The following is a 15867-nucleotide window of genomic DNA, read 5'->3' on the forward strand; positions in this document are numbered from 1 at the left end:
CGACGCCGCGGGCGCCGCGTCCCCACGAGGGGCCGGCGCCCGCGGCGTCTGCGTTGCCGGGCGGCGACCGCCGCTGAACGGCTCTCGTACCGGGCGGCGAACCGTGGGAGACTGCGGCCGTGGCGGAAGAACCGGGTGGTCAAGCCGGCCGTGAGCCGATCCTGTTGCTGCTGCACGGCATGGGGGCGACAGGTGACGTGTGGCTGCCCTGGGCACCACTTCTGGAACAGCACTGGCCCGGGCGATGGTCGGCACCCGACCTCGCCGGCCACGGCTGGTCGGCGCCACTGCCGTCGTACTCCTTCGAGGGTTTCGCCCAGCGGGTCGCGCAGGGCCTGACCCCCGACGACCGCATCGTCGTCCTCGGGCACTCGCTCGGTGGTGTGGTCGGCGTGGCGCTGGCGGCCCGCGCCGCCGGACTGCCGGTGGACGCGGTGGTGGGGCTGGGTATCAAGGCGGTCTGGTCACCCACGGAGCTGACCCGTGCGGCGGAGCTGGCGGCCCGTCCGGTGGGCTGGTACGCGACCCGCACCGAGGCCGCCCGCCGCTACCTGCGGGTCGCCGGCCTCGCCGGTCTCGTCGCACCGGACCACCCGATGGTGGACGCCGGCCTGCGTCAGGTCGACGGCCGCTGGCGGCTCGCGATGGACACGAGCGCGTTCGCCGTCGGCGAGCCCGACCTGGCCGCGCTGTTGGCCGCCACCGACGTGCCGGTGGTGCTGGCGCGCGGGGAGCACGACCCGATGGTCACCGACGCGCAGCTCAAGGAGTACGCGGTGCCGGTCGTCACGCTGCCCGGCCTCGGGCACAACGCCCATCTGGAGGACCCGGCGGCGGTGCTGGAGCTGCTGGAGCCGTACCGCTAGGCGGGTGCGGGTGCGGGCGCGGGCAGTTCCCGCGCCGACGTCAGCTCCCGGCGAGCCGCGGTCAGGAAACCCTCGGCGTACGACTCGGCCGGGAAGTCGCCCAGGTAGCGGCGGCGGGTGACCCAGCGTGCGTCGGCCAGCGGGTCGGTGTCCAGCAGGGCCGTGAGTACGGCGTCCACGTTGGACATGTCGCGCCGCAGCACGTAGCCCGACCCGGCCAGTGGAAAGCGCTCGGTGAACCGGTCACCCTCGTCGCCCATGTCGGTGACCGCGTACGGCTTGCCGGAGTAGAGGTAGTCCGAGATCACCCCGGAGACGTCGGAGATCAGCGCGTCCGAGCGGTTGACGCACTCGGTCAGGCTGAGCTCCCGGGCGGCCGCCCCGGTGACGTGCTGCCGCCCGCTGCGCGCCCGGTCGGCGGCCAGCAGCTCGGTGAGCCGGCTCAGGTGCCGGGCCGACGTCGGGTTCTGCGCGGTGTACGGGTGCGCCCGCAGGATCACCGTCGCGCCGCGCTCCACCAGCCTCCGCAGCAGCGCCTCGGCCACCGGCAGCGAGCAGTAGTCGGCGTCGGCGTGGTGCCCGGTCCAGGTCGGGGTGTAGAGCACCGTCGGGTGGGCGAGCCCTCGTGTCGGCTCCTGACGTACCTCGATCGACTCCACCTGGGGACGGCCCACCACCACGAACTTCTCCGCCGGGATCTGCACCCCGGCCCGGGCGTACCTGTCGATCGCCGCCGGACCGGCCACGAAGATCCGGTCGAAGATCCCCGACACCGGGTTGGCGCTGGGCGCCTTGTCGCTGTCGCCGTGGTGCAGTTGCACGTGGGTGAGCTGGGTGAACCGGATGCAGTGGCTGTTCTTCGCCCCGTGGTTGACGTAGAAGGCCACCCGCAGGCTCGGCACCAGCGCCTCGTCCATCGCCCGCAGGGTGGGGCAGTAGACCACCGGCGCGTCGGTGGCCGCAGCGAGCGGCGCGAGGAACTCCGGCTCGCGGACCAACACCAAAAAGGGCCGGTCGATCCGTTCGAGGTACGGCAGCCACATGGTGACCTGGTATTCCGAACCGGGTGGCGCGGAGAAGTAGAGCAGGAACTCCGGCTCGTGCCGACGCAGCGCGCGGGCCACCTGCCCACCGCCGGCGGTCGGCCGGAAGCGTCGTCGGGCCAGGTCCAGCGCGACGGCCCCGGCGCCGGCGGCCACCAGCAGGCTCGCGGCGAGCGCCACGGCGGCCGGCAGGGCCAGCGCGGCGGCGACCGCCACCGCCGCCAGCAGCCCCAGCAGGGCGACGCCGAGCCGGTCGGCGATCAGGGGAGTCCAGGCGCGTACCGGCAGGTTCGCCGCCCGGATCTCCAGGTTGCCCGCGGTGCGCAGCGGCCCCACCAGCAGCACCAGCCCCAGCAGGACCAGGGCCGTGGCGGCCAGCGCCGGATCGAACCCGTCGTCGAGCCGACGGGCGTAGCCGACGAGGACCGCCGCGGCGATCAGCGCGGTCTCGGCGACCAGGTCCGCGCCGGGCCGGACCCGCTGCTCGACGGCCGCCGCCGCCAGCGCGGCGACGGCCAGCGCGAGCCCCCATCCGGTGACGCCGGTGAGGGCCAGCACGACGAATGCCAGCACCGCGAGCCCGGTGCTGAGGCACCGGGCGGCCAGCTTGCGGACCAGGTCACCACGCATGTTGCTCCGTTCGCCGCCGTCGGTGTCGCGGTGCCGTCGGCGTCAGTTCGCGGACGCCGCGGCCGGCGTCTCGGACCGGTCCGGGCCGGACTGCGCCGGCACGGACGGCCCGTCACCGGGTGCCCGGCGTACGTCGATGACCTGACCGGTCAGGTCGGAGATCAACACGTCAAGCGAGGACTGGGCGACGGCCTCCGCGGCCAGCAGGGTGTGCTCCGGCTCCTCGCCGAACGCCCGCGTGCGCATCGGGGTGGCGGTGCGCTCCGGGTTGATGCAGTTGACCCGTACGCCGACGTCGGCCCACTCGTCGGCGAGCGCCTGCGTCAGGTTGACCAGGGCGGCCTTGGTGGACGAGTAGAGGGCGTAGCGGGCCCGACCCCGGGTGTACGAGCTGGAGGTGTAGAGCAGCAGCTGACCCTTGGTCTGCTGCAGGTACGGAAGGGCCTGCCGGGCGATGGTCACCGGACCGACGAAGTTGACCTGCAACACCCGGTCCATCGTCTCCTCGTCCATCTCGGCGAGGGCGCCCTTCTCCAGGATTCCGGCGGTGACCACCACGTGGTCGATGCGGCCGGTCGCCTCGAAGGCGGTCGTCAGCGCGGCCTCGACGTCCTCGGCGCGCTCGACGTGCGTGCCGGTGGTGGACCGGCTGAACGGGAAGACCTGCGCGCCGTAGCGCCGCGCCAGTTCGGTCAGCTCGTGGCCGATCCCGTAGCTGCCGCCGAACACCACGATCGTCCGGCCGGTCAGCTCCTCGGTGTAGCTGCGGTGGTCGGTGAGCCGGGGCGCCTGCGCCGCCGCGAGCTGGAAGAGCTTGTCCGCCAGGTGGACGTCGACCGGGTGGGTGACCTTGATGTTCTCGTCCGAGCCGTCGATCACCTTGATGGGGGTACCCGGCAGGTACCGCAGCACCACGCCACAGTCGTCGGTGGCGGCGAAGTCGGGGTCGTCCTCGGCGAGCCGGTACGCCTCGCGGATCGTGGGGGAGCGGAACGCCTGCGGGGTCTGGCCCCGACGCAGCCGGGAGCGCACCGGGATGTCGGTGATGCAGTCGTTCTCGTCCACCTGGACGATCGTGTCGGCGGAGGGGATGGCGACGTCGACGGCGGAGTAGGTCCACAGCGCGTTCACGCACTCGCGGACGATCCGGCCGCTGAGCAGTGGGCGGACGGCGTCGTGGAAGAGGATGTTGCAGTCGGCCGGACCGACGGCGTCGAGCGCGATCCGGGTGGTCGCGTTGCGGGTGTCGCCGCCCTCGATCACCTTGGTGACCTTGCGTAGGCCGGCCTTCTCGACGATCCGCTGGGCATCCTCGAGGTGACCGCTCGCCATCAGCACGATGATCTCGTCGATCTCCGGAGCGGCCTCGAAGACCGCCAGCGTGTGCTCGATGATCGGCTTACCGGCGATCTTCAGTAGCTGCTTGGGGATGCCGAGACCCAGCCGGGTTCCGGTGCCGCCGGCCAGCACCACGGCCACTGTCCGCGAGGGCCGCCACGGTGCGGGGGTCTCCGTTGCGGCGTCCGGGCCAGTGGTCTGGTCCTGCGTCATTGCCGGATCCTCACTCTCATGGATTGCGTTAACGGAAGGTTCCGCCCGAGCGGCGACGGAATGAACCTTAACGCGCGGACCGCGCCGCCCCAACGCGGGCGACGCGGTCCTGGTAGCCGTGTCGATGCCGGAGTTGGCCGGCACTCTACTTGCTGTTCGCGTACGCCTCGTATGCGCGGATGACCTCGTCGGTGGGGCCGTCCATCCGGATGAGGCCCGATTCCAGCCAGATCGTCCGTTCGCAGGTGTCGCGCACGGAGGAGAGCTGGTGGCTGACCAGGAACACCGTGCCGGCGCCCTCGCGCAGCTCACGTACGCGCTGCTCACTGCGCTTGCGGAAACCCTTGTCGCCGGTGGCGAGCGCCTCGTCGATGAGCAGCACGTCGTGCCTCTTCGCGGCGGCGATGGAGAACCGCAGGCGAGCCGCCATGCCCGACGAGTACGTGCGCATCGGCAGGCTGGCGAAGTCACCCCGCTCGTTGATGCCGGAGAAGTCGATGATCCCCGCGGCCTGCTTGGCGACCTCGTCGGGGTGCATGCCCATCGCCAGACACCCCAGGACGACGTTGCGCTCACCGGAGAGGTCGTTGAGTAGCGCCGCGTTCACGCCGAGCAGCGACGGCTGCCCCTGGGTGTGGATCGCGCCCCGGTTGACCGGCAGCAGGCCGGCGATGGCCCGCAGGATCGTGGACTTGCCGGAGCCGTTGCTGCCGATCAGCCCGATCGCCTCGCCCCGGTACGCGGTGAACGACACGCCCTTGACCGCGTGCACCTCCCGCACGTTCGGCGCGTTGGTGCGCTTGACCAGCCGCCGCAGCGCGGCGACCGGGGTGGTGCCACCTGTCGCGCCCTGGTGGACCCGGTAGATGATGTGCGCGTCGTCCACCACCACGGTGGGGATCCGCTCCGACGTCAGCACGGGCAGGGAGACGGTCGCCTCGTCGGCGGCCGGCAGGGAATCAACCACGGCCGTACTCCTGTTCGCCGCGCCAGAAGTAGATGTAGCCGCCGATGCCGGCCACCAGCGCCCAACCGGCGGCGACCAGCCAGAGCTGGGTCAGCGACTCGTTGAGCAGTGGCGCCCGATCGAGCAGCGCGTACCGGGCCAGCTCGATGTAGACCAGCAGCGGGTTGAACTGGACCACCGTCGTCGCCCAGCCGGGCAGCCGCTCGAAGAGGCTGACGCTGTAGAGGACGCCGGAGCCGTACATCCAGGTGCGCATGACGAACGGCATGACCTGCTTGAGGTCGCTGGCCTTGGAACCCAGTCGGGCGACCAGCAGCACCACGCCGGCGTTGAAGACCGCCTGCAGCAGCAGGGCCGGCACCAGCAGCAGCCAGTCCCAGGTGATCGGCTCACCGGTGACCAGCACGATGCCGACCAGCACGACCATCGAGGCCAGCAGCTGCTGGAACTGGGTCATGGTGGTGGACAGCGGCAGGCTGGCCCGGGGGAAGTGCAGCGCCCGGATCAGCCCGAGGTTGCTGCTGATCGACTGGGTGCCGGCCAGGACCGCGCTCTGGGTGAAGTTGAAGATGAACAACCCCGTCGTCAGGTACGCGATGAAGTTCGGGATGCTGTTCTGTGCCAGCACCACCCCGAAGATCAGGTAGTAGACCGCGGCGTTGGTCAGTGGGGTGAGCACCTGCCAGAGCTGGCCCAGCTTGGCGTTGCTGTACGAGGCGACAAGCTTGGCGTTGGCGTACGCGGCGATGAAGTGCCGGTAGGCCCAGAGTCGGCGGCTGTACTCGGCGAGGGTGGGTCGCTCACCAGCGACCCGTAGACCGTGCCGAGCGGCCAGCTGCGCCTGGGTCAGGCCCGTGTCGGGGTCGACCAGCGCGGTGGTGGCCATGGAAATGGCGCTCCGATCTTTCGTGCAGACGGGTTGCTCGCGACGATGGAATCCTAGTGGGAAGCGTGCGCGGGACGTCGCCTCGTCGCTGCGTGGACAGTAGTCCGAAACACGTCGGGACGCAACCGTACCGTCGTTGCGCTACTCTAGCGGGCGTGACCTGCGAGAAGAGTCCTCGGTGACGACCGAGAAGAGGCGCGTACCGGCCGGCGCGGCGGTGCTGCGCGACGAGATCACCTCGGCCATCCGGCGCGCGCTCATGCAGGAGCTCGCCGCGGTCGGCTACGGCCGGCTTTCCATCGAGGCGGTGGCCCGTCGGGCCGGCGTCAGCAAGACGGCGGTCTACCGACGGTGGAGTTCGAAGCTCGACCTGGTGGTGGAGATCGTCGCCGCGGCGGCCCACGGCAAGCTGCCGGTGCTGGACACCGGCAGCCTGCGCGGCGATCTGGCGCTGCTGTTCCAGGCCGTGACGCACGCGCTGCGCCACCCCCTGGCGTCGCAGATCATCCCGGACCTGCTGGCCGAGGCCGCCCGCAACCCGGCCATCGACGCGACCCTGCGGCAGGTGCTGCACTCCCGCCAGCAGGAGATCGGCGGTCGCCTGGTCACCCGTGCCGTGCAGCGCGGTGAGCTACCCGCCGACACGGACCCGGACGCCGCTGTCGACCTCATCGTCGGGCCGCTCTACTGGCGACTCGCCATCGCCCGGTTGCCGTTCACCGACAACTACCTGGACAACCTGGTCGAATCGGTGGCCGCCGGACTCGGCGCGACCGGCGTCGTACCGCTGCCACGGGCGACCCCGGTCTCCGGCTGACCGGCCCGCGACACCACCCGCAGCGGGGACCTGGCGGGCCGCTCGCCTCCGCTAGGCTGCCCCCTTGACATGCGGCCGTCACCGAGCCGACATCCGTCTTTCGCCCTCCCATCCGCCTGACGAGAAGGACGCCCGTGGCCAACGTCGACAGCATCGCCGTCGCGCCCACCGACCCGGACCCGACACCGCGCCCCACGCCGGTGTCCCGGTCGGGCCAGGGCCCCGACCGTAGCCCCACCGCCCGGGTACGCGCGCTGGTGGCCGCCGCCCCGGCGTTGCTCACCGACGGCGCCGTGGTCGCGTTCGCGCTCTTCACCGTCCTCTACCACGCGGCCTTCCTGGCGGATCTGCGTCCGTCGGTGACCTTCCGGATCTGGCTGGTCGCCTGCGTGCTGCTCGCCGCCCTGGCCGTGGTGAGGCGTGTCCGTCGGCGCTCCGACGACAGTGCCCCGGACGAGGGTGCGCGTTCCGAGCCGACCGAGGCGACCCACAAGCCGCCGGCCCTGGACCGTCGGCTGCTGATCGGCGTGCTGGTCGCCGCCGCGGTGGCTGCGGTCAGCGCCGGAGTGGTCGGCACCGGCGCCGCTCTCTCGTGGTGGATTCCGGCGGTGGCGGGCCTTCTCGCGGCGACCGGCGGGATCCTGCTGCTGCGTCGCGTCTGGCTGAACGGCCCCACGCCCACGTCGATGGCGCCCATGCCCACGGCGCCGCAGTCGGCGTACGCGCTGGTCATCTCGGTACTGGTCGGAATCTCCTCGTTCTTCCTCGCCCGCAACACCCCGGACGACGTCTACTACGTCGGCAAGTCGGTGTGGATCGCCGAGCGGGATCTCATCCCGCTCAACGACTTCCTGTTCTCCGAGAACGTCCTGCCGGCGATGGGTTCGCAACCCCCGATCCCCTCGATCGAGGTGTTCGACGGCGCGCTCGCCAACGTGCTCGGGATCCACGGCGCCTCGGCAACCTGGTACGTGATGCTGCCGATCATGGCTGTGGTGGCGGTGCTCGCCCTCTGGCGACTGACCCACCGTTGGGCCCCGCGACGGCCGATGCTCGCCTTCACGGTCGCCGTCGCCTACCTGTACCTGGTCGCCGGCGGGGACGCCGCGCTCGGCACGTTCCACCTGCCCCGGCTCTACGAGGGCAAGGGCATGTTCGTCTCGGCTGTCATCCCGCTGATGTGGCTCTACCTGACCGAGTGGTTCGACAGGCGTACCCGGCGCAGCCTGCTGCTCATCGTGGCGCTCTCGATCACCGCCATCGGCCTCACCACCACCGCCGCGATCATCCTGCCGATGCTGGTCGGCGCCGCCGGCTTCGCCATGGTGCTGGTCGGGCGCTGGAAGCCCGCCCTGGTGGCGGCGGTGGCGGCCCTCACGTACCCGATCGGCTCCCTGGTGGTGTCCCGCCTCCTGCTCGGCGCGCTGGCCGCCGACGGCGCGGACGACGCCTTCTTCGACGCGGCGTACACCTACAAGCGGACCCTGCTGTTCGGCGTGGTCGGCGTGATCTCCGGGCTGGCGCTCTGGTGCGGCCCGTTGCTGGCCCGCCGGCGTACGCCCGCGCTGCTCACCGCCGGTGCGACCCTGGCGCTGAGCGTTCTGTTCGTCCCCGGTGTGCTGGAGACGTTGAGCGCGCTCAGTGGAATCTCGGTGGTGCTGTGGCGGGTGCCGTGGCTGCTCGCCCTGCCGACGCTTATCGGGCTGCTCTGCACGGTTCGCGTGCCGGCGCCCACGCCGGTGCTGCGTCGCGCCGCGTCTGGCGGGATCGCGGTGCTGCTGGTGGCCTCCTTCGCCCTCTTCGCCACGCCGATGTGGTCCGGCAAGAGCTGGGTCGACGTGCACGAGCGGCCCACCTGGAAGCTGCCGCAGCAACGCCAGTCGATCGCCTTCTGGATCAAGGGATTGGACCGGCCCTCGGGTCTGCTGCTCGCGCCGAAGACCATCATGCGTACCTCCCTGGTCGTCACCAGCCAGGTCCGGGTCGTCCTACCGCGCGACTTCTACCTCGTCGAGTACGACCTCAACTCCCAGTTCGCCAAGGACCGGCTGCTGCTCGCCGGCTTCGCGGACGGCGCCACCACCGCGACGCCGGCCGAGTTGGCACCGGCGCTCGACCGGCTGGACGTGGGCACGATCTGTGTCTACAACGGGAACCAGTACGCCCGTGACCTGGCACCGCAGCTCGGCTACCAGGAGTTCGCCAAGCGCCGCGCGCCCGGAGCGATGACCTGTTTCCGGCGGGTCGGCTGAGCGCCCCTGGATCGGCCGGGTTCCCCAACCCTGGGGTGCCCGGCCGGACCGCACGGTGACCGAAATGTACGCCCGATACCCGAGCGACACCGCTGGGCGCCTTCGCGTTAAGGTCGCAGTCACCACTACCGCCCGCCGCACGGGGTCTGGATCACCACAGTCGTGACCTGCCGCTCCGGGCGCGCGGTAGGTCATGCGCGACGGGGAGTGTCATCGACGCACCGCGGGCATGCGTCCAACACGCAAATCGTAGGGAGCGAACTCGTTGTTCGGCACGTTGACAGGACGCATCGGAGTGGCCGCCCGCAGCGCGCTGCTGGTGCTGGCCTACCTGGTCATGCTCGTCGCAGGCGCCTTCGGCTGGGTCGCGTTGTTCGCCGTTGCCGGGCTGGCGGCGGTGGTGGGCGAGTTCACCGTGGCCCGCTGGTCCCCGCCGTCGCAGGTGCTGCTGGAAAAGGTCGGTCTGCACTGGGCGTACCGGCAGTTGACCCGGGACCTGGCGGCCGTGCTGCTGGTCGCCGCGGAGGTCGCCCTCGACGGCACCGAGCTGAGCCTGCTGCTGATCCTGCCGGCGGCGGTGTGGGTCGTCTCCGTCTTCGCCGGCGCGCTCTCCACCATGATCGACCGTCGTAACCCGCAGTCCGCCCTGGTGCGCAACATCGAGCTGGGCCCCCTGCGCTCGGCCCCCCGCCCGCCGGCCTGGGCGGCGGCGGTCGCGGGTGAGCGGATGCCGCTGCTCAACCTTTTGCTGGTCCCGGCCGCGATGGTCGCCGCGGTGCGGCACGAGCCGACGCCGTACTTCGTCGCCGCCGCGGTGACGGTGGCGGCGACGGCGGTGGTGGGCGCGATCATCGCCGTGACCTGGCTGCGTGGTCGTGGCTCCGGCCAGGGTCCGCTGATGCCGGCCGTGCAGCGCTGGCTCGACACGTACCGGCCCGAGGTGGCGCTCTACTTCGCCGGCCCGGCCAAGGACGTCTACCAGGCCAACATGTGGCTCGCTCCGACCGAGGCGCTGAACCAGCGTGCGGTGGTGCTGATGCGCAGCCGGGAGGCGTTCGCCGAGCTGGCCGACACCCGTCTGCCGGTGATCTGCGTACCGGCCGGGGTGGACTTCATGAACCTCGAACTCGGCAGCGTCCGCGCGGCCCTCTACGCCGCGAACGTCGGCGCGAACATCCACATGCTGCGCGAGCCCGGCATGAAGCACGTCTTCGTGGGGCACGGCGACAGCGACAAGCAGGCAAGCGTCAACCCCTACAGCAAGGTGTACGACGAGGTCTGGGTCGCCGGCCTGGCCGGGCGGGAGCGGTACGCCCGCGCCGCGGTGGGTGTGCTCGACCAGGACATTGTGGAGATCGGCCGGCCGCAGTTGGCCGGCGTGCACACCTTCGGAGCCGAGTCGGTGGACCGTCCGTTCACCGTGCTCTACGCGCCCACCTGGGAGGGCTGGCTCGACGACGACCCGTACCACACCTCGCTGGTGCTGATGGGTGAGCGGATCGTCAAGGGTCTGCTGGCCACCAGTCCCCGGGTGCGTCTGGTCTACAAGCCGCACCCGCTCACCGGCTCACGGTCGAAGGCCGCCCGGGCCGTGCACGAGCGCATCGTCGAGGCGATCCGGGCCGCCGGCGGCGACCCCAACGCGGCGTCCCTGGACGGTACGGACCACCTGGTGGTGACCGGCCGCACGCCCGCGCTGTTCGACTGCTTCAACCAGACCGACCTGCTGATCAGCGACGTGTCCAGTGTGGTCTCGGACTTCGTGCAGAGCCAGCGGCCGTACGTGGTGGCGAACCCGTCCGGCCTGCCGGAGGACGAGTTCCGCCGGGAGTACCCGACCGCGCGGGCCGCGTACCTGCTCTCGGCCGACTGCGGTGAGCTGGAGAAGATCGTGGCGGTGACCCGGGTCGGCGACGACCCGATGATCGAGGCGCGCCGCGACCTGAAGACGTACCTGCTGGGGCCGGCGGAGACCAACCCGATGGACCGGTTCGCCGAGGAGATCACCCGGCTCTGCCGCTGACCCGCGCACCACGTCCCGCGCCCGGCCCGACACCCGTCGGACCGGGCGCGGTCGTGTCGGGGCCGTCGGTGCGGCTCAGTCGAGCAGGGCGGCGACCGCGTCGGCGACCGGAGTGTCCGCCGGCAACGCCCGTGCGGTCACCACGGCGCTCAGCGGCAGTGGCCCGTACAGGTGTGGAAAGAGCTGCCCCCCGCGTGAGGGTTCCCAGCGCAGGGCGTCGGCCAGCCGCTCCTCGTCCACCCCGAGCAGGGTCAGGCCGGTGGCGCCGGAGAAGTGCCGGCGGGCCGTCTCCACCACCTGGTCGACGGCGGACAGGTGGATGAAACCGTCCTGGCGGTCCACGGCCGAGCCGGCGACGACTCCGGCGGCCCGGGCGTCGTCCCACTCGACGGTCGGCAACAGCTTGTAGATCACCTTCGCAGACTACGTCGCCTGCGTTTCGGCCGTACCGCCGCCGACGCCGGCCACCGCCCGGCATGCTCAGGTGGAGCGGCCGGGAGGGGATGGACGATGGCGAGCTACGACGACGACTGGACCGACACCCAGCGCGGGCTGTACGACGAGTGTTACCGGGCCGGCGGCGAGTGGGCCGAGGACCCGGACACCCCGTCCGACGACGTGCAGCACGTGATCAACCTGGCCGAGGCGGACGACGACGCCTTCGACGACGCTGAGATCGACTTCCCGCCGCTGGTCGACGCCGTCACGCAGGCCAGCGGTGTCAACGTCACGAGCGTGCCCGCCCGGCACGACGACCCCGGTTTCCGGGGCTTCACCGACGGCGTCCGCGACGCGGTCGCCGACGACGTCTTTGGTCTGTAGCAGACCGGCCCTCCCGCTCGCGGCACCCTTCTGCCACCATTCGCAGGACGGCTGCGACGGATGGGGGCACGGTGCGGATCCTGCTGGTGGAGGACGACCGCCGGGTGGCCGCTGCGCTCTCCTCCGCCCTGACCCGCCGCGGCTACCAGGTCGAGCACGCGGCCACCGTCGCCGCCGCGCTCTCCGCCGCCCCCTGCGACCTGGTGCTGCTCGACCTGACCCTGCCCGACGGCGACGGCACCGAGGTGTGTCGGGAACTGCGCCGACGCAGCAGCCAGCTCGGCATCATCGCGGTGACCGCGCGGGGTGAGGAGCGCGACCGGGTGCTCGGGCTGCGCCTGGGCGCGGACGACTACGTGGTCAAACCGTTCTCGATGGTGGAGTTGCAGGCCCGGATCGAGGCGGTGCTGCGGCGCGCCGCGAACGCCGCCCCCGAGCGGCACCTGATCGAGGCGGGGACGGTGCGCATCGACGTGCCCGCCCGCACGGTGACGGTGGCGGGGCGCGCGGTGACGCTGACCCGCAAGGAGTTCGACGTCCTGCTGTCGCTGGCCCGCCAGCCGGGAGTGGCGGTGCCCCGCGACCGCATCCTGCTCGACGCCTGGGGCACCACCTGGGCCGACCCGCACACGGTCGAGGTGCACGTCGGGTCGTTGCGCGGCAAGCTGGGTGACGCGCGCCTGGTGGAGACCGTCCGTGGTGTCGGCTACCGGCTGCGCGATGCGTGAGGGGTCGCCGTGCGCCGCCGACTGGTGATCAGTTACCTGCTGCTGATGGTGCTCGTCCTCGTCGCGTTGGAGAGCCCTCTCGCCGTCACCCTGGCCAGCTGGGAGACCGAGCGCGTACGCGCCGACCGGCTCGCGGACGCCACCCGGTTCGCCTCGCTGGCCGGGCCGGCGCTGCGCGGCGGCGAACCCGGGCCGATCGGGGCGGAGCTGCGCAGCTACGACGAGCTGTACGGGATCGGCGCGGCGGTCGTCGACCGGGACCGGGGCATCGTCGTGGACTCGGCGAGCTGGCAGTCCTCGGGGACCGCCACGGTGCTGGACGTCGCGCTGTCCGGTCAGCAGAGCAGCGCGCCGGAATCGATCTGGCCGTGGTCCGCCGGCCCGGTGGTGGTGGCGGTGCCCATCAACGACGGCGGTGAGGTCCTCGGCGCGGTGGTGATCGTGACGCCGGCCGACGAGATACGCCGGGCCGTGACCACCTGGTGGCTGCTGCTCACCCTGGCCGGCCTGCTCGTCGTGCTGGCTTGTGTGCTCACCGCGTTCGGACTGGCCGGCTGGGTGCTGCGGCCGGTCACCGAGCTGGACGCGGTCACCCACGAGATCGCCGAGGGCGACCGGAGCGCCCGAGTGCAGCACCGACTCGGGCCGCCGGAGCTGCGCCGTCTCGCAGCCAGCTTCAACCACATGGCCGACGTGGTCTCCGACGTGATGGACCGGCAGCGCGCGTTCGTCGCGCACGCCAGCCACCAGCTGCGCAATCCGCTCACGGCGTTGCGGCTGCGGGTCGAGGAACTGGGTCCCAGCCTGACCGACGCGGACGGGCGCTCCGAGCACCGGTTGGCGTTGGAGGAGACCGACCGGCTGGCGCTGGTGCTCGACGCGCTGCTCACCCTGGCCCGCGCCGAGCGTGAGGAGAACGAGCGGGTCACCGTGGACGCCGCCGCCGTGGCGGCCTCCCGGGTGGCGGCGTGGGCGCCGCTGGCCCGGCACCGGTCGGTCGCGCTGCGCCTCGCCACGAGTGACGCCCCGGCGTACGCGTGGACCGTACCGACAGCCGTCGACCAGGCGCTGGACGCCCTGATCGACAACGCGGTGAAGTTCAGCGGGGCCGGCGGCGCGGTGACGGTGACCGTGGCCCGGCGCGACGACGGGGTGGTGCTGGAGGTACGCGACACCGGCCCGGGCATGACCGAGAGTCAGCTCGGCCAGGCCACCGAGCGGTTCTGGCGGGCCCCGGACGCGCAGAACGTCGACGGCGCCGGGCTCGGCCTGACCATCGCCGCCGTGCTGGTGGACGCCTCCGACGGCCGGCTCACGATGCGTGCGGGCACACCGCGTGGGCTGGTCGCCGGCCTGTGGTTCCCCGCGCCGGAACCGGCCACGGAGTCGGCCGACGTGGAGTCGGCCGACGAGGAGCCAAGCACGGAACGGCGGCCCGCCCCGGCGCGTTGACGGCCCCGGCGGAGCGGGCCGCGGCGGTCGTCATCCGGCGGCTCAGGGCTTGGCGGCGCGGTACCAGGCGGCGGCCCCCGGGTGCAGCGGCAGCGGTGCGGTGGCGATCGCCGAGCGGGGACTCATCCGTCCCGCCGCCGGATGCGCCGCGCCCAGCTCCGCCCGACGTTCCATCAACAGCCGGGTCACATCCCGGACCAGCGGCTCCGGCAGGTCGGCGCGCACGATCAGGTAGTTCGGGTCGGCGACCGTCGTGACCGGGTTCATGCCGTACACCGAGCGGGGGATGTCCCGGGAGACGTAGACCTGCCCGTAGCGGGCGCGCAGCGGTTCCGTCCACTCGCCGAGGTCGACGATCCGGGTGGCGCTGCGTCCGGCCAGCTCCTCGATGCCGCGTACCGGCAGACCGCCGGAGAAGAAGAACGCGTCGATGCGTCCCGAGCGCAGGGCGGCCACCGAGTCGTCCAGGTTGAGGCGTTCCCGGCGTACCGCGTCACCGCCGAGCCGGGCCACCTCCAGCAGTCGGGTGGCGGTGATCTCCGTGCCGGAGCCGGCCGCCCCCACCGACACCCGTCGGCCGCGCAGGTCGCCGACCGTACGGACCGGGCCGCCGTCGGTCGTGACCAGATGCAGTTGGTCGTCGTACACCCGGGCCACTGCGTCCACCGGCAGGCTCTGCGTCGGGCTGGTGGGCAGCACGTCGGCCTGGGTGAAACCCAGCTCGGCCGCCCCCGAGCCGACCAGGCGGACGTTCTCGGCCGAGGCCGCGGTGATCACCACGCTGGCCCGTACCCCGGGCAGTTCGCGGTTGAGGATGGTCGCGAGGGACTGTCCGAACGCGTAGTAGACGGCGGTGGGGCTGCCGGTGGCGATCCGGACCTCCACCGGCTCGCCCGGGTCGTCACGGCAGCCAGCGGTGGTCAGAGCCACGACCAGCGCCAGCGCCGCCGCCCCCGCGCGGCGCCGACCGGCCCGATCCGACGAGGTACGACTCACGCGCTGCACTGTGCGCGCTCCGGCGGGCGGGCGCAAGCCCGTACCCGTCAGTACCTCGGGGCAGGTGGGGCCGAGCGTCGCTCAGCAGGCCGGTCGGCGGCCCGGCTCCGATACCGCGCCGCGCGCCGGCTCCGTCGACGCGCTGCGCAGGATGCGCTCACGGTCCGGCCCGTCGGCGACGCTGACCAGGAAACAGCCGGTGCCCGGGCGGAGTACGGCCGGCACGTCGAGCACTGCCGCGCCGCGGATCAGCACGGCGGCCAACTCCCGGTCGGTGAGCCGGACGCCGAGGATGTGCCGCCGCACGTGTCGTCCGCCGGCCAGCAGCGCCGACCGCCACGCCGCCGCCGCGAGGCGGGACGTCCACCGGCGGCGGGCCGGCGACGCGCCCGGCACCGGACCGCCCAGCAGCTCCCGACGCCCCTGCCACCAGCCCGCGTCCACCAGCCGGGCGTACGCGCCCCGGTGCTCCGGCGGCACCCAGAGCCGGTGCACCTCGTATCGGCGGCGCAGCCCGCCGACCGTGACCTCCTGGGTGACCGGGATGTCGAGGCGCGCGAGCAGCTGTCGCATCCGCTGCGCGGCGTCCTCCCGGTTGAACTCGACCCCCGGCGCGTGTGACGGCAGCGCGGCGATCGGTCGGGCGCCCGCCGGAGGCGCTGTGCAACGCAGCAGGCAGGCCGCCTCGAACGCGTCGCCCAGGGTCAGCCAGTCCAGCGGAGGGGGCGTCGCCGGTGGGCGGGGCCTGTCGAGCAGGGCGGGATCTCGGGCCAACTTAAGGCTCCTTTGCCGGAGTCTGGGTTCCCCTACCGTGGCCCCTGCGCAGCCGTTACG

General features: G+C 72.4%; 14 protein-coding genes. 7 read left to right on the forward strand and 7 right to left on the reverse strand.

Features of this window, described 5'->3' with window-relative positions; translation table 11 throughout:
• Nucleotides 1-119 precede the first annotated feature (119 nt).
• A complete protein-coding gene (locus ACGFH9_RS17650; protein ID WP_393220178.1) occupies nt 120-866 on the forward strand; it encodes an alpha/beta fold hydrolase in 747 nt (248 codons plus the stop codon).
• Here the strand turns inward: ACGFH9_RS17650 and ACGFH9_RS17655 are convergent.
• The 4 genes from ACGFH9_RS17655 to ACGFH9_RS17670 form a co-directional block, all read right to left on the reverse strand.
• Nucleotides 863-2539, reverse strand: coding sequence for a CDP-glycerol glycerophosphotransferase family protein (locus ACGFH9_RS17655; protein WP_393220181.1), 1677 nt, complete (start codon nt 2537-2539; stop codon nt 863-865). The two genes, ACGFH9_RS17650 and ACGFH9_RS17655, sit on opposite strands and share 4 nt — an antisense overlap.
• A 42-nt stretch (nt 2540-2581) precedes the next feature.
• Nucleotides 2582-4090 (reverse strand): D-ribitol-5-phosphate cytidylyltransferase, encoded by a 1509-nt coding sequence (locus ACGFH9_RS17660; protein WP_393220184.1) that lies wholly within the window; start codon nt 4088-4090, stop codon nt 2582-2584.
• A gap of 145 nt (nt 4091-4235) precedes the next feature.
• Nucleotides 4236-5057 carry an ABC transporter ATP-binding protein gene (locus tag ACGFH9_RS17665; protein WP_355238060.1) on the reverse strand — a complete coding sequence of 274 codons (822 nt, stop codon included), beginning with the start codon at nt 5055-5057 and terminating at the stop codon, nt 4236-4238.
• Nucleotides 5050-5943 (reverse strand): ABC transporter permease, encoded by an 894-nt coding sequence (locus ACGFH9_RS17670; protein WP_393220187.1) that lies wholly within the window; start codon nt 5941-5943, stop codon nt 5050-5052. The genes ACGFH9_RS17665 and ACGFH9_RS17670 overlap by 8 nt, the downstream gene beginning before the upstream one ends.
• A gap of 217 nt (nt 5944-6160) precedes the next feature.
• Between ACGFH9_RS17670 and ACGFH9_RS17675 the strand changes: the two genes are divergently transcribed.
• The 3 genes from ACGFH9_RS17675 to ACGFH9_RS17685 all read left to right on the forward strand — a co-directional run bounded on the left by ACGFH9_RS17675 (nt 6161) and on the right by ACGFH9_RS17685 (nt 11035).
• Entirely contained in the window at nt 6161-6760 is a 600-nt protein-coding gene (locus ACGFH9_RS17675) for a TetR/AcrR family transcriptional regulator (protein ID WP_393220230.1), read from the forward strand.
• Nucleotides 6761-6894: 134 nt separating this feature from the next.
• Nucleotides 6895-9012, forward strand: coding sequence for a DUF6077 domain-containing protein (locus ACGFH9_RS17680; protein ID WP_393220190.1), 2118 nt, complete (start codon nt 6895-6897; stop codon nt 9010-9012).
• 265 nt (nt 9013-9277) lie between these two features.
• Nucleotides 9278-11035 (forward strand): CDP-glycerol glycerophosphotransferase family protein, encoded by a 1758-nt coding sequence (locus ACGFH9_RS17685; protein ID WP_393220193.1) that lies wholly within the window; start codon nt 9278-9280, stop codon nt 11033-11035.
• Nucleotides 11036-11110: 75 nt separating this feature from the next.
• On the opposite strand, the gene ACGFH9_RS17690 is transcribed toward ACGFH9_RS17685, so the two are convergent.
• Nucleotides 11111-11449, reverse strand: a complete 339-nt coding sequence (locus ACGFH9_RS17690; protein ID WP_393220195.1) for a DUF952 domain-containing protein — start codon at nt 11447-11449, stop codon at nt 11111-11113.
• A gap of 96 nt (nt 11450-11545) precedes the next feature.
• Between ACGFH9_RS17690 and ACGFH9_RS17695 the strand changes: the two genes are divergently transcribed.
• The 3 genes from ACGFH9_RS17695 to ACGFH9_RS17705 all read left to right on the forward strand — a co-directional run bounded on the left by ACGFH9_RS17695 (nt 11546) and on the right by ACGFH9_RS17705 (nt 14037).
• The gene (locus ACGFH9_RS17695; protein ID WP_355618622.1) at nt 11546-11857 is read left to right on the forward strand and encodes a hypothetical protein; all 312 of its coding nucleotides are present in this window, start codon (nt 11546-11548) and stop codon (nt 11855-11857) included.
• A gap of 71 nt (nt 11858-11928) precedes the next feature.
• Nucleotides 11929-12585, forward strand: coding sequence for a response regulator transcription factor (locus ACGFH9_RS17700; protein WP_355238042.1), 657 nt, complete (start codon nt 11929-11931; stop codon nt 12583-12585).
• Nucleotides 12586-12594: 9 nt separating this feature from the next.
• Nucleotides 12595-14037 carry a sensor histidine kinase gene (locus ACGFH9_RS17705; protein WP_393220197.1) on the forward strand — a complete coding sequence of 481 codons (1443 nt, stop codon included), beginning with the start codon at nt 12595-12597 and terminating at the stop codon, nt 14035-14037.
• Nucleotides 14038-14079: 42 nt separating this feature from the next.
• Here the strand turns inward: ACGFH9_RS17705 and ACGFH9_RS17710 are convergent, their stop codons facing one another.
• Nucleotides 14080-15042 carry a TAXI family TRAP transporter solute-binding subunit gene (locus ACGFH9_RS17710; RefSeq protein WP_393220200.1) on the reverse strand — a complete coding sequence of 321 codons (963 nt, stop codon included), beginning with the start codon at nt 15040-15042 and terminating at the stop codon, nt 14080-14082.
• Between the two features lie 72 nt (nt 15043-15114).
• Nucleotides 15115-15807 carry a hypothetical protein gene (locus ACGFH9_RS17715; RefSeq protein ID WP_393220204.1) on the reverse strand — a complete coding sequence of 231 codons (693 nt, stop codon included), beginning with the start codon at nt 15805-15807 and terminating at the stop codon, nt 15115-15117.
• Nucleotides 15808-15867: the final 60 nt, after the last annotated feature.

It is taken from the genome of Micromonospora sp. NPDC049102 (genome assembly GCF_043197485.1).
Classification (GTDB): domain Bacteria; phylum Actinomycetota; class Actinomycetes; order Mycobacteriales; family Micromonosporaceae; genus Micromonospora.

What these genes read in the sequence shown, in the direction of transcription:
- ACGFH9_RS17655 (WP_393220181.1), bottom strand. Translation starts at nt 2,539, where the DNA reads ATGCGTGGTGACCTGGTCCGCAAGCTGGCCGCCCGGTGCCTCAGCACC.
- ACGFH9_RS17660 (WP_393220184.1), bottom strand. Translation starts at nt 4,090, where the DNA reads ATGACGCAGGACCAGACCACTGGCCCGGACGCCGCAACGGAGACCCCC.
- ACGFH9_RS17670 (WP_393220187.1), bottom strand. Translation starts at nt 5,943, where the DNA reads ATGGCCACCACCGCGCTGGTCGACCCCGACACGGGCCTGACCCAGGCG.
- ACGFH9_RS17695 (WP_355618622.1), top strand. Translation starts at nt 11,546, where the DNA reads ATGGCGAGCTACGACGACGACTGGACCGACACCCAGCGCGGGCTGTAC.